Consider the following 12,234-nt stretch of genomic DNA (forward strand, 5'->3'; position numbering starts at 1 on the left):
GGCCTCCCGGATGGGAACTACAGGGCACTATTTCTTCCAAAAGCACTCTTTTTCGAACTGAGGGGAACTACAGTCCGCTATTTGCACACTTCTGGTGGGAAACCCAGAAATTCCATGCAAATAAGACCCTCTAGTTCCTCTCCCTGCTCCAAACCCTCGATATTCGCCAAAATAGAGGACCATAGTTCCCTAACTCCTCGGCGACTTGCCGCTCTCAAACAAAAAACCCCCTCGTCTAGAAATCAGACAAGGGGGCTTCCGCGTTCACTCCTGCTTCGCCATATAACCTACCCCCGGGTAGGTTACAATGAGCTCGGCTGCAGCGCCTTCCGCTGCGCTTTTGATCTTCTGGCGAATGCGGGCGATGGTGACCCGCAGGTACTCGACCTCATCGCGGTACTCGCTTCCCCAAACCTCGCTGAGCAGCTGCTCATGGGTCATGACTTTCCCCGCATGCTGCAAAAGCAGTGCAAACAGGTTGTACTCGGTCTCTGTGAACTTCACCTCGGTGTCGCCCAGCCAAATACGGCGCTGGGCGAGGTTCGCGGTCACAGGGCCGAGCGAGATCTCGCTCGTGGTGACCGGCGGCGACATGCGGCCATCCATGCGCCGCAGCACGGCATTCACTCGCGCGAAGAGCTCGTCTAATGAGAATGGCTTGGTCAAATAATCGTCCGCTCCGAGATTAAGCCCCTGCACTTTGTCCGCTCCATTGCTGCGCGCGGTCAGCATGATGACCGGAACGCTGGAGTAGGAGCGCAGCCTTTTTAACACATCGAATCCGTCCATGCCCGGCATCATCAAATCGAGTAAAATTAAATCCGGATCGAACTCCTCGGTTTTCTCCAGCGCTTCTGCCCCGCTTTGGCAGGTCAAGGTTTCAAAATCCAATGATTTAAGATTCGCCGCGACAAAACGCACAATTTTCGGTTCATCATCGACGATCATGATTTTCTTCTTGTTCATGTCCGTTCTCCTCCCCTAGAAACCTCGGTATGGAGAGAGTAAATGTGCTTCCCTCACCAAGCTTGCTTGCCACATGAACTTCTCCGCCGTGCGCATCCATAATGCCTTTGCAGATCGCCAGCCCCAGCCCTGTTCCTCCGGATTGGCTCCTCGAAGAAACATCCACCCGGTAGAACCGGTCAAATAGCTTGTCCACGTGCTCCGCAGCGATGCCAATGCCATTGTCCTGCACGTCTAAATACACAAAATGCTCATCCACATGAGCCGTAATCCGGATAATCGGATGCTGCGTATTGTACCGAACGGCATTAGTGAACAAGTTCACGAGCACCTGCTCCATGCGCAGTTTATCCGCATAGATTAGCGGCGTATCCTCCGCCACGTTCACCTCAAATTGGGTATGCATGTCGTTCGCCTGCTGCGGAAGTCTTCGCATCGCGCTTTCGACAACGGCCTCCACACGAAGCGGCAGCGGGTTGATTCTCATCGCGCCGGAATCGATTTTGGAGATGTCTAGCCAGTCGTCAATCAGATCCTGAATGCGGCCGATATCTTCGTGAATGCCCTCTAACAGCTCCTGCTTAAAGCTTTCTTCCCACTTCGCATCGACTCGAAGCAGCGTTTCTACACTGCCGCGTATGCTGGTGATGGGCGTTTTGAACTCATGAGAGGCTAGTGAGATCAAATCATTTTTCAAAGCATCGATTTCATGCTCCTTCGTCATATCCCGCCACACATAACCTCGGCCAAAAACCCGCCCTTCTCTAGCCACCTGAAAAGCCGATACCATCATAAACCGTTCTTTGCCCTGACCGCTTTTTACCGTAAAAGTCCCCTGCACCCTCGGCCCCGCCGTCAACTTCTCCAGTTCATCCTGACGTTCAGGCAGCAGCAGCTCAATACGATCGAACAATGCCGATTCCTGCATAATCGCCAGTTCCGGCATCGGAATAGCGAAAATTTCAGCCATCCGATGATTGGCATACACCACTTGATGCGCCATATCGATCAATACGACGGCATCGGACATGCTCTCCAGCACCGCATTCAAAGTCGCATGCTCATCCTGCAGCCGCTGGGTCCTCTCCTCGACGCGGTCTTCCAGCTCACTGTTGAGCTGCAGCAGCGCGCCTTGATTCTCTTTGATCTGCTCCGCCATCTGGAAGAAATCGTCCGCCAGCAATTGCAGCTCCAATGGCGCTCCTTGCGGAACGACCTTGCTATCCGGCTCTACGAAGGTTCCTCCTGCCAGGCGCTGGGTGTATCCAACCAAAGCATGGATGGTACCATTCAACCTTTTGGCTAAGAAACTGCCTAGCAGCACCGTCAAAATAAGCGTAACCACCAACAGGAAAATCGTAATGCTTAGCGACTCTGTAAAAGCGGCATTAACCGCTGCTTTGGATTTGCTCACCCAAACGATCCAGTCGATGTCGGGGATGGCTTTGTAAGTAATCAGTTCTTTTTGCTTGGAATTGCTTAGCGCATAGGTTCCTTCGCCTTGCTTTTGACTCCGTGCGTCTGCAACGACAGGCTCTTGCGATAAATCCGCCAACGTTGCGGTCAATGTCTCATTCGGATGATAGATCGGCTTGCCCGCATGATCCAGTACAACCGGATACGCTTCTTTGCCGTAATCGTACTTCGTCACGAGCTCCTTGATCGGCGTAAGCTCCAGCACAGCGAGCACAAACCCATCGGGCTGTTTATTGCCTTTATAAATGGGTACCGCAATGGCGACAGCCGGCTGATTCAGCCCCTCCGGTCCTAGGAAAAGCGACGAGATGATGGTGTTTTGGGCGGTCTGCACCCGTTTGGTGTAGTCCCGATCTTTCACGTCTGTGCCGATCAGCGAATCATTGGCTGTGGTATGCGTAGCCTTGATAAAGCCATTTTGATCTACCACATATATGCCTGAGAAGCCCGCCAAATTCATCTGCAGCGATTGCAGCTTCAACGTCAAGCTCTCGCGCGTCCGAAAAGCCGCATCCGAGGCTGAAATCGTGGCCGCCAGTGTTTCAACCGCATTGCGGTGATAGTACATATAATCCTGCACAGCGTCCCCGAGACGATAGGTCGTCAGCTCCTGGTTCCTATTGGACTCCTGCGTAATATGGGTAATTTGATAAACCTGAAAGGTGCCAAGAATCAGAACCGGAATCATTGCCATGATAGCAAACGTTACCGTCAAATGTGATCGCATGGAATAATGCTTCATAAGCGTTCCCCCGCCCTTCCTTGATCTCTCTATTTTATCATTAGAAAAAATGTAATGAAAATGAAATGTGTTTTTCATCTGCTTTTAATGAACTGGGCCTATAATAAGTCTCAACCCCCCTTTAAAATATATATACTTAAGACCTGCAGCCCGTTGCTGTGGGTCTCTTTTTTTACTTCCAGCAGCTTGGATCCCGTGTATGACCTTGCTATAATGTATAGATACTAAACAAAAAGGGCGGCTAAACCATGAACCAAGATCTCCTCATCACGTACAAATTTCGCGAAATTAAAAATGCCCTCTCCTCCTATTTGACGCAGGTGCTTCCCCATTTTCATATTTCACCGATCATGATGTATGCGTTAGAGTTTCTTCGCAAGCATCCGGACTGCATCGCCGTTGATATAGCGAATGAATTTGGCCTGACTCGGGGAGCGATTACGCAACTGCTGGATAAATTAGAGGAGCAGGAGTTAGTGATTCGCAAGCCTCATCCTACTAGCCGCAGAAGCCTAATGCTGCAAGTAACGGACAAAGGAAATAAGCTTATAAACGATATCTTGGAAGCATATAATAACAAAATTGAACAACTCTTCACGCCCTATACTGAAGATGAGCTTGCGCAGCTCAAAAAGCTATTGGAGAAGCTGCCGCTATAGCATGAAAATCCCGACACGCCCGCGTTGGGATTTTTTAAATGTCTTGACTAATCAGTTGAATTAACATACTGTATAGTCATTAAACAGTTTAATAATTTAACATTCGGAGTGATAAATGATGAGCAAAAGCAAAGTTATCGCGATTACCGGCGCCTCCTCTGGCATCGGATTAGCGACCGCCCAGAAATTTGCAAAGTTAGGCTGGACGGTGTATGCCGGAACACGCCATGTGGACCGTGATCGGGAGCAGCATGGGCACCTTGCCAATCTTCATTTTATAGAAATGGAAGTAACAAGCCCTGAGTCGCTGGAAAAAGCATTTGCTGAGATCGACCGTAATCACGGTTACTTGGACGTCCTGTTCTGCAATGCCGGTTTTGGTTTTTTAAGGGCATTAGGACAAGCAACGATGGAAGATATTCATCGGGTTTATGACACAAATGTATATGGGGTTATGCATACGATCCGCGCTGGCCTTCCGCTTTTGCGTAAATCAGATGCCGGACATTTGGTAGCAACAACAAGCGTTGGCGGGCTGGTGGGACAACCTTTCAATGAAATTTACTGCTCGGCTAAATTTGCCGTTGAAGGCTTATTAGAAAGCTTAGCCACCTACTACAAGCCTACCTTCAACATTGATGTTACGCTGCTTGAGCCCGGCGCCATTGCCACTAATTTTAACCAAACGGTCCTTGGGCATGTTCAAGAAACCGGGGGCATTCTGGAAGATGAATATAAACCGATCATCACGCAATATTTGGACGCCTTCTCCAAACGGAACTCGGTGCCCCAAACGTCGGAGTCGGTCGCCGAAGTCATGGTGAAGCTGATGGACATGGAGCCGAAACCGCTGCGCATTCGCACCTCAGAGGCGGCGGAAGCTTTTGTAAAATATAAGGTCAGCCAAGACCCTACCGGTTTGGACGGGATGCTGAACACACGCAAGCTGCATTTGAATTTATAAAAAAATCAGGACCCGCCTAACCGTTCGACGGATAAGGCAGGTCCTTTTGTTTTTTACACATGCGCAATAAGCTGGCCTTCTTTGACGGTAACGTCATAAGCCGTAAGGCTTTTGGTCGGAACATTCAGGCATGCGCCTGAGTGTAGATCGAATGTCCAGCCATGCATCGAACAGACGAACTCCCCCTTTTCAGCCTCCACAATAGCGCCGGCATGCGGACATCGGCTGGATACGAGCCGGTACGTCGCTTGATCCTCGGCTTGAATTAACCAATACAAGTTCTTATCGAACACAACTTCTGCGGGCAGCTTGGTGAAACTCTCTACAGGCCCTAGCAGCACTTCTTTCATGTAGACACCCCTCTGTTCATTCTATTCCAGCATACAGTTTACTACATTTTCGACATGACATTTAACACCTTATTGGATGAAATCCAACGAATCGGCCAATTAAGCCGCAAAATATTACTTTTCATTGGATGAATTCCAATGGAACCACCTAATCCTACTTGATTTTGCCCCCTTCCATGCCATCTCGTTGGAATTTATCCAATGACATAACCAATAGGAATCTCCAAATACGAATTACATTGGATTACGTCCAATGAACCCCTGCACGCTCCATATCAAAGCTTCAGCACCCATAAAAGCAACACATAATTTCCCACAATGTTACGATAGGATGTCCATAATCTTACGGTACATTTAGGTTGTAAGGGAGAGGCACTCACCTACATACCCCAAAATTGAGAGGAGTTTTCTACAATGAAAACACAATGGAAACGTCGCGCAAGTCAAGCTAGTCTGCTAGCTTTTATGGTAACAATGGCTTTCGGAGCAGTAGGCAGCGCATCAGCGGCTGACACGACTACAACAGATACCAAAGCAAGCACTGCAATCACATCAGCAACACCGATAATGGCAACCAGTGCGGTTCAACTAGGCACAAGCTCAAGCGGCCTATTGCTGCAACCAGCTCATGAGCGCAACTATTTGAAGCTGCTAGTCAGCAACTATGCTCCTGAGAGCTTGGCCGACTGGAAACAAGCGTTAGAGGATCGGAAACAAGCGGAAAGCGAGATGCCGAAACCTGCTTTTTCCAAAACAATGGTAATTAAAAGCGCCGCTACGATTCAGCCGGCTACCCAAGGTACATTGGAAACTAAAATGTTCAAACTCGATCCTGCTCAGCCGGCTCCAACTTTACCTGACGGCGAAGCGGCTCAATTAGTCCCGAGTAAAGAACTTAAGACGTTCACCATTATCAAAAAAGACGGCGCGGACGCTACCGCGACCATCCAAGCACTTCCACTTGAGGGAACAGCTATCTCTGGTGATATAATTAAAGCGGAACCATCTGAAGCGTTCAAGCGCCAGCAAAAACTAGCGGAAGCTGTCGAAGTTGACGATGCAGCAACTATTCAAAGCCTGCTGCCTGAGCTGCTCACGGATTACAAGAAAGAAACAGAATCGCTGCGCAGCCTTGCAAAAACATTGAAAGAACAAGCTGCAAAGGCTGATGAGAAGTCAACAGAGAAAACGGAAGAATCGAACTAACTTTCCATATAGATAAAAAAACAAGTTGACCTTTCCGGTGGACCGAACGCAGAAATTGTGCGAACGGCTCCACCTTTTCCCCATCGCTGATTAGAAAGAAGGAGAAACTGCATGTATCGCATTCATTTAGTAGAAGACGAAGAGCATCTCAGGGGCGTTCTGGCCGCCTATTTGGAGAAAGAGGGGTGGCAAGTGCGTTCGTTCGCTGACGGGACCTCGGCAAGATCCGCCATATCCGAGCGGCCGGACTTGTGGGTCCTCGATATCATGCTCCCCGGCGTAGACGGCTATCAACTCATGCGCGAGATTAAGGCGGATCAGCCGGCACAGCCCGTTATTTTCATATCGGCGCGAGACGCGGATATTGATCGGATCGTTGGCCTGGAGATGGGTAGCGATGACTACTTGGCCAAGCCTTTTTTACCTCGCGAGCTCGTCATTCGCACTCGTAAGCTGCTGGAGCGCGTGTACGGCGGACACCCTGCCGGCCTGATGCCTGCGCAGCTGGAACGCCGCTCGAAGCTGAATGTGGCTCCTTATCTGATCGATGAGCAAGCACGCACCGTAACTGCTGAGGATGGCAGCAAGCTGGAGCTTACCTCCAAGGAATTTGAGCTGCTGCTCTATTTGGTAAGCCATCATGGGCAAGTGCTGGAGCGTGAACAAGTGCTCCAAGCTGTTTGGGGAATCGACTACTTCGGAACAGACCGGGTCGTGGATGATTTGGTGCGCAGGCTTCGCCGCAAGCTGCCGGAGCTGCGACTAGAAACCGTATACGGATACGGATACAGGATGGTGAAAGCATGACGTTCCGATTAGGACAATGGCCGCTGGCCATGAAGCTTTGGGGAGCATTCGCGGCTTTAACGCTGCTCATTTTTACACTGCTTGCCGTTCTGCTGCCTTGGACGTTGAAGGGATTTTTTACAGAGCAGCTGTATGATATTTTATTGGATACACAAAGCGGGCTTCGTATGGAAGCAACGACGTTGACGACACCGACCCTAACCCTGGCTACAAAGGGTACAACCACGCAAATGACGAATATCATAACGGACGTAAAAGCATTAACACCTATCAATCAGGCTGTCCCTGATGCTGATGCCTTACAAGCGGAAACAATGCCGGAGGCGACTAGCATACAAATGGGCAACGCTATGCCTATTATTCCATTGGAAGCCTCTATTGCAACGAAGGTGATGTCTCCCTTTACAGCAACTTTGAGCGCTCCGGCGATCCGGCATTTTACGATTAGCGGAACCCAAGAGTCACTGGCCCTTAGCAAGGCGTTCACGAGCGGCGAGCCGTTCATGCAAGCGATGGAACAGGATGCTTTTGCCCAAAAACAGCCCGTTGCCAAATATACGACCATTATTGATAAAAAAAGTATCTTTTACGTGATTCGCAAAGAGCTTGTTCAAGGCCAACCCAGCTTTATCGTTTCTTATGCCTGGGGCAATTATCGCAACGATCTGGTCATGACCATGTTCGGCAGACTTATGCTGATGATGGTCGGTCTCATCGTGATTTCATGGCTGCCTTGTCTGATCATCGCCCGCTACTTCACTCGTCCGCTCGTTCAGATGGAGCAGCACGTTGGACGTATGGCTGAACGAGATTGGCATGACCCGATTGAAACCGGGCGCAAAGATGAAGTGGGACGACTGGCCAAAGCGATTGAAGCGATGCGGCAGCGTCTCGTGCGCCAGGACAAGGCGCAGCAGTTCTTCCTCCAGCACACTTCTCACGAGCTGAAAACCCCGGTCATGGTGATCCGCAGCTATGCCCAGTCCATTCTCGACGGCGTTTTTCCGAAAGGGACCTTAGGCGAAAGCTTGGGCGTCATTCTGAAGGAGGGCGAGCGCCTCGAGAAGCGAATTCGCGACCTGCTGCTGCTCAACAAACTGAACTATGTCACCGCTCGCGAGAAGCCGTTCCGCCCTTTCGAGCTGCACGAGGTCATCGAAGATGTGGTTGAACGGCTGCGCTATCGCCGCCCTGAAATCGAGTGGGAGATAGAGCTCCCCCCTGCTACCTTGCACGGCGATCCCGATCAGTGGAAAATCGCCTTGGAGAACATGCTCGACAATCAGCTCCGCTATGCCAAAAGCGGCATCCGGATTCTCCTCACGCCGCCATCCCATGGCGATGGTAAGGAAGCTGCAGCCGGATTCTCGCGGCTGCAGATCAGTAACGATGGTCCGCCGCTCGATCAGGCGATTGCGGACAGCCTCTTTGAGCCCTTCCGCTCTGGCGGGGACGGCCAGTTCGGGCTTGGTCTTGCCATCGTGAAGCAGATCATGGACCATCACGGTATGATGGTGCGCGCCGCGAACGAGCGAGGCGGGGTTTCCTTTTACCTTGAGCCTGGTGAAACAGCGCAAGTGGATCGTAAACTCAAGGTTCCGAAGGTTTCTTGAGGTGCTTGGGTTTGAGAGGCAGGCAAATAAAAGAGGCTTCCCAAGGTCAAGGTCGTCATGTGACCGAGGGAGAGCCTCTTTTTCGAGCTTTATGCCGCCGTTTTGCTCTGATTGCGGCTCATGACCCACAGGGTGAGCCAAATCACGATGAAGCCGGCTAGCTGTCCTACCGTTAGCTTTTGGCCGAAAACAAGCCAGTTCACGCAGACGCCAACCGCTGGAAACGCAAGCTCCGCCAACGTTGCGAAAAACGCCTTGGTCGAGGTCAGCCCTTTATAATAGAGGAGCATGGAGAGCAAGCCCGGGAAAAACGCCTGGAACAAAAGGTTAACGGCAATAAGTATCAAACCTCCGCTAGTTCCGGTTACATGCCAAGCATCGCCGCTAGCCACAAGTACGACCGTCAGCAACGGGATGGCAAGCAGGAAGCGCAGCGAAGTAACAATGGGGAAGTCGAGCTTTTTCTGCAGCAAGTACTTACCCATGACCGTCGAGCCGCCCCATAAGCCTGCTGCAAGAATAGAGAATAAGCAGCTTATGGTTCCTAGATCTTTGAGGCCCATCTCTGGCGACGAAAAGCCGAATGTCAGCAAATACGTGCCTAGCAGCGCCACCGCAATATAAGCAAAAAATTTAGAAGGCAACGTCTCTTTGAGCATTACGCGAGCTAAAATAATAGCGAATAAGGGCTGTAATTTTTGTAAAAGCAGTATCGCGTTCGCATTACCATGCGAGAAAGCAGCAGTAAACAAGATCGTTGCTATCGCCGATCCGCCCCAGGAGATGAACAGCAGCGCGCCGATGACGCCCAGCGAAAGCTTACCGATCAAGGTTTTCCGGTACTTCACGAGTATTGGCACCGCATAGCAGGCAAGGAGCAGGTGCTCAATAAATACGATTTGCGCTGATGAAAAGCTTTTTAACAGCAAGATCCGAAATAGCGGGTCGAGCCCCCAAAGCGTAGCTCCTAACGCCACATACCAAACTCCGCTGATGCCCCCTGAGCGCGCTGAAACCACATTCGCGTGCTTTGTTCCTAACTTAACTACATTTTCCAATTCAAAAACCTCCTAAGGATTTTTTGAATTGAACCCTCTGAAAAGAGACAATGCCCCCGCTTCATGATCAGCGGGGGCATTGACAAACAGACCTGTCAAATACCTAAGTTTTTGACAAGCTGTTTTTCACCTTCTCCCATCCGGACTATAACCGTCGGCCCTGGATTCTCACCAAGTCAGTCCCAGCCTAACAGGCCGGGAGTCGCGGGCTTGAGATACATCTGCACGTATCCTCACCGCCGGTAGGGAATTGCACCCTGCCCCGAAGGTTCAATTATTCAATTTGTGGTCACTTACAAAACATAAGTGATATTTATTCCTGAATATTAGCACCATAAAATAAAAAAAGCAAGGATTTTTCATCCGTGCTTCCTTGCTTTAAGCTAAGCAATTGCCACTCATTTTCCGATATATAACGTGTTAGCCCATTAATCATAAAGGAGGAAACTCATGGATGTTCCTGCACTTTCCATGTCCGTAGCTCAGGGCAGCTTAGCTCAAGCTGTACAAATACGGGTTCTTAGCATGGCTAAAGATCAATCCACGCAACAAGCCCAGCAAATGGTTCAAATGATGCAACAAAGCGTTCAGCCAAATTTGGGTGGGAATCTGGACATTCGTGTCTAGTTTTACCCTTTGGAGAAGGAGAATGAAGAATTCTCCTTCTTTTTTGCTGTTGATGCTGTATAATCGTGACATCAAGCATGCTGCCTTTACTTCATTTTAGCAATCGGAATATGGAAATAGAGAATCAAGAAAACCACACCAGCCACACACAGCAGCCACGCCCATAACGGCCTCGTAAAATGCAATCGCAACCCGATGAACATGAAAACCCAGACCGCAATTGACCACCAAAAATTCCAGTTGTTATGATAGGTAAGCATTTTTATTAACAGAAATAGTCCTTCAACGCAGGTAAATACAGCCGACCAAATGGCGATATAAATGACTTGTCTCAGTGGACGCGACTTGAGAGGATATTTGTGCAAGTACACCATCACTATGCAAGGAAGATTACTAAAAGCAATCATAAAATCTGCGATTGTATGATTAGGCGTTACCGCGGATTTATGAAAAACCCATAATGAATAATTATAGCTTAGAAGGCTAACGAGAAAATCCACGCAGATGGCAAAAAGAATCGTTGGATAATAGGTCTTCCAATTTCTCCAATCCCCAAAAAGCCAAGCTGCAATCAAGCATAACAAGGCCATGATTACAGGTAAATATGAAACAATCAACTCTGTTATGTGACCCATCACTTAGCTCCATTCCATCATCAAACTTGTGCTGCCTCCATTCAACCCTGCGATCCTGTGGTTATTATTTCTATAAATGTTGTTTCGTATGAAGCAAAAAGCAATTAACTTACCTTTTTTCGCACTCACGCCGTTTTTCGTCGTTGCAGCAATGCTTTCAAACTATCCAAATTCGCACAAATTGTCCCGGCAATGACGGTTACCACACCTACAGCTGTGAGCCAAGTGATGCTCTCTTTATAAAACACGACCCCCACCGCCAAGGCAATCAATGGAGAAATATAAAGCCATGTCGCTGGAAATACAGGATTCGTTTTGGCCACTAACCAATAGAATAGACTGTGTCCCACCATGGAGCCAATCACGATTAAATACAGCAAAGAGCCGGCTGCTTTTGGAGAAAATAAACTCTGAACGTTCACAGGTTCTGTAAAAAATGAAAGAATCAGCAGCAGCAACCCTCCGCATATCATCTGCGCCGCGTTCAGGGCAATCGGCGACGACTCAGGAAATTGCTGAATAACCTTTTTGGAATATAGAGCTCCCATACAATAGAACAGTTCTCCGACCAGAATCGCCACGCTCCCGATCACCCAAATGATGTTTGCGGATACCGCAAGTTGTGGCAGCAGAAGGATGATAATACCTACAAAGCCGAGTATGCAGCCAAATACAGAGAGCCTTGTCGTCTCCAGACGCAATACGAAGGTTTGGAGCACGAGAATCATAATCGGCCCAGTAGCCGATAAGACGGCCGCAATCCCGGAAGACACATATTGCTCCGCCCAGTACAAGGTTGAGAATGTGCCGAATGTGAGACCGATGCCCGTAAGCAGCATCTCTTTGCGAAATAAAAGAGTCAGGGTCGCTTTTTTCCGCCACACTAACCAACAGAACAATAGCATTCCTGCAATAAAAAACCTCAAGCCTGCTGAGAAAAATGGCGGTGCTGAAGCATCCACCCCAACCTTAATCGCCAGAAATGTCGTACCAAAAATTAGACAGATAAGTAGATAATTAAAAATGATCATGACTGTTCTCCCCCTCTTGGTATGTATCATACTAGGTAAGCAACAGAACAGATGCATGACACTAGAACAGTTTTCCAATGATTGTTGTATCATAGAGTAA

General features: G+C 49.2%; 12 protein-coding genes and 1 riboswitch. Of the genes, 6 read left to right on the forward strand and 6 right to left on the reverse strand.

Features of this window, described 5'->3' with window-relative positions:
- Positions 1-264: 264 nt before the first annotated feature.
- Both GON05_RS28760 and GON05_RS28765 read right to left on the reverse strand, forming a co-directional pair.
- Positions 265-966 (reverse strand): response regulator transcription factor, encoded by a 702-nt coding sequence (locus GON05_RS28760; RefSeq protein WP_157324053.1) that lies wholly within the window; start codon positions 964-966, stop codon positions 265-267.
- Positions 935-3,184 (reverse strand): sensor histidine kinase, encoded by a 2,250-nt coding sequence (locus tag GON05_RS28765; RefSeq protein ID WP_181646371.1) that lies wholly within the window; start codon positions 3,182-3,184, stop codon positions 935-937. Before GON05_RS28765 ends, GON05_RS28760 begins: the two co-directional genes overlap by 32 nt.
- A gap of 248 nt (positions 3,185-3,432) precedes the next feature.
- Between GON05_RS28765 and GON05_RS28770 the strand changes: the two genes are divergently transcribed.
- Positions 3,433-3,843: a MarR family winged helix-turn-helix transcriptional regulator gene (locus GON05_RS28770; protein WP_157324056.1), complete on the forward strand. Its 411-nt coding sequence runs from the start codon at positions 3,433-3,435 to the stop codon at positions 3,841-3,843.
- A gap of 118 nt (positions 3,844-3,961) precedes the next feature.
- Entirely contained in the window at positions 3,962-4,807 is an 846-nt protein-coding gene (locus GON05_RS28775) for an SDR family oxidoreductase (protein ID WP_157324058.1), read from the forward strand.
- A gap of 53 nt (positions 4,808-4,860) precedes the next feature.
- On the opposite strand, the gene GON05_RS28780 is transcribed toward GON05_RS28775, so the two are convergent.
- The gene (locus GON05_RS28780) at positions 4,861-5,157 is read right to left on the reverse strand and encodes a Rieske (2Fe-2S) protein (RefSeq protein ID WP_127456847.1); all 297 of its coding nucleotides are present in this window, start codon (positions 5,155-5,157) and stop codon (positions 4,861-4,863) included.
- 414 nt (positions 5,158-5,571) lie between these two features.
- Here GON05_RS28780 and GON05_RS28785 point away from each other — a divergent pair, with 414 nt between their 5' ends.
- The 3 genes from GON05_RS28785 to GON05_RS28795 all read left to right on the forward strand — a co-directional run bounded on the left by GON05_RS28785 (position 5,572) and on the right by GON05_RS28795 (position 8,783).
- Positions 5,572-6,363 (forward strand): hypothetical protein, encoded by a 792-nt coding sequence (locus GON05_RS28785; RefSeq protein WP_157324059.1) that lies wholly within the window; start codon positions 5,572-5,574, stop codon positions 6,361-6,363.
- A gap of 111 nt (positions 6,364-6,474) precedes the next feature.
- Positions 6,475-7,170: a response regulator transcription factor gene (locus GON05_RS28790; protein WP_127456849.1), complete on the forward strand. Its 696-nt coding sequence runs from the start codon at positions 6,475-6,477 to the stop codon at positions 7,168-7,170.
- On the forward strand, positions 7,167-8,783 hold the full coding sequence (locus GON05_RS28795) for a HAMP domain-containing sensor histidine kinase (RefSeq protein WP_157324061.1): 1,617 nt from the start codon (positions 7,167-7,169) through the stop codon (positions 8,781-8,783). Before GON05_RS28790 ends, GON05_RS28795 begins: the two co-directional genes overlap by 4 nt.
- 89 nt (positions 8,784-8,872) lie before the next feature.
- On the opposite strand, the gene GON05_RS28800 is transcribed toward GON05_RS28795, so the two are convergent.
- Positions 8,873-9,802 carry a DMT family transporter gene (locus GON05_RS28800; RefSeq protein WP_309491817.1) on the reverse strand — a complete coding sequence of 310 codons (930 nt, stop codon included), beginning with the start codon at positions 9,800-9,802 and terminating at the stop codon, positions 8,873-8,875.
- A 163-nt stretch (positions 9,803-9,965) separates the two neighbouring features.
- Positions 9,966-10,115, reverse strand: a riboswitch (FMN riboswitch).
- Between the two features lie 176 nt (positions 10,116-10,291).
- Here GON05_RS28800 and GON05_RS28805 point away from each other — a divergent pair.
- Positions 10,292-10,468 (forward strand): YjfB family protein, encoded by a 177-nt coding sequence (locus GON05_RS28805; RefSeq protein WP_157324065.1) that lies wholly within the window; start codon positions 10,292-10,294, stop codon positions 10,466-10,468.
- Between the two features lie 86 nt (positions 10,469-10,554).
- Here GON05_RS28805 and GON05_RS28810 read toward each other — a convergent pair whose 3' ends face one another.
- Together GON05_RS28810 and GON05_RS28815 are read right to left on the reverse strand one after the other, a co-directional pair.
- Positions 10,555-11,103, reverse strand: coding sequence for a CBO0543 family protein (locus GON05_RS28810; protein WP_157324067.1), 549 nt, complete (start codon positions 11,101-11,103; stop codon positions 10,555-10,557).
- A gap of 125 nt (positions 11,104-11,228) precedes the next feature.
- Complete coding sequence (locus tag GON05_RS28815; protein WP_157324069.1) at positions 11,229-12,134, reverse strand: DMT family transporter; 906 nt, start codon at positions 12,132-12,134, stop codon at positions 11,229-11,231.
- Positions 12,135-12,234 lie beyond the last annotated feature (100 nt).

Source organism: Paenibacillus anseongensis, assembly GCF_009757995.1.
GTDB lineage: Bacteria > Bacillota > Bacilli > Paenibacillales > NBRC-103111 > Paenibacillus_E > Paenibacillus_E chondroitinus.

Excerpts from the sequence above, each read along its gene's own strand:
- GON05_RS28785 (WP_157324059.1), top strand. The coding sequence starts at position 5,572 with ATGAAAACACAATGGAAACGTCGCGCAAGTCAAGCTAGTCTGCTAGCT.
- GON05_RS28760 (WP_157324053.1), bottom strand. The coding sequence starts at position 966 with ATGAACAAGAAGAAAATCATGATCGTCGATGATGAACCGAAAATTGTG.
- GON05_RS28770 (WP_157324056.1), top strand. The coding sequence starts at position 3,433 with ATGAACCAAGATCTCCTCATCACGTACAAATTTCGCGAAATTAAAAAT.
- GON05_RS28780 (WP_127456847.1), bottom strand. The coding sequence starts at position 5,157 with ATGAAAGAAGTGCTGCTAGGGCCTGTAGAGAGTTTCACCAAGCTGCCC.
- GON05_RS28815 (WP_157324069.1), bottom strand. The coding sequence starts at position 12,134 with ATGATCATTTTTAATTATCTACTTATCTGTCTAATTTTTGGTACGACA.
- GON05_RS28805 (WP_157324065.1), top strand. The coding sequence starts at position 10,292 with ATGGATGTTCCTGCACTTTCCATGTCCGTAGCTCAGGGCAGCTTAGCT.
- GON05_RS28810 (WP_157324067.1), bottom strand. The coding sequence starts at position 11,103 with ATGGGTCACATAACAGAGTTGATTGTTTCATATTTACCTGTAATCATG.
- GON05_RS28790 (WP_127456849.1), top strand. The coding sequence starts at position 6,475 with ATGTATCGCATTCATTTAGTAGAAGACGAAGAGCATCTCAGGGGCGTT.
- GON05_RS28775 (WP_157324058.1), top strand. The coding sequence starts at position 3,962 with ATGAGCAAAAGCAAAGTTATCGCGATTACCGGCGCCTCCTCTGGCATC.
- GON05_RS28765 (WP_181646371.1), bottom strand. The coding sequence starts at position 3,184 with ATGAAGCATTATTCCATGCGATCACATTTGACGGTAACGTTTGCTATC.
- GON05_RS28795 (WP_157324061.1), top strand. The coding sequence starts at position 7,167 with ATGACGTTCCGATTAGGACAATGGCCGCTGGCCATGAAGCTTTGGGGA.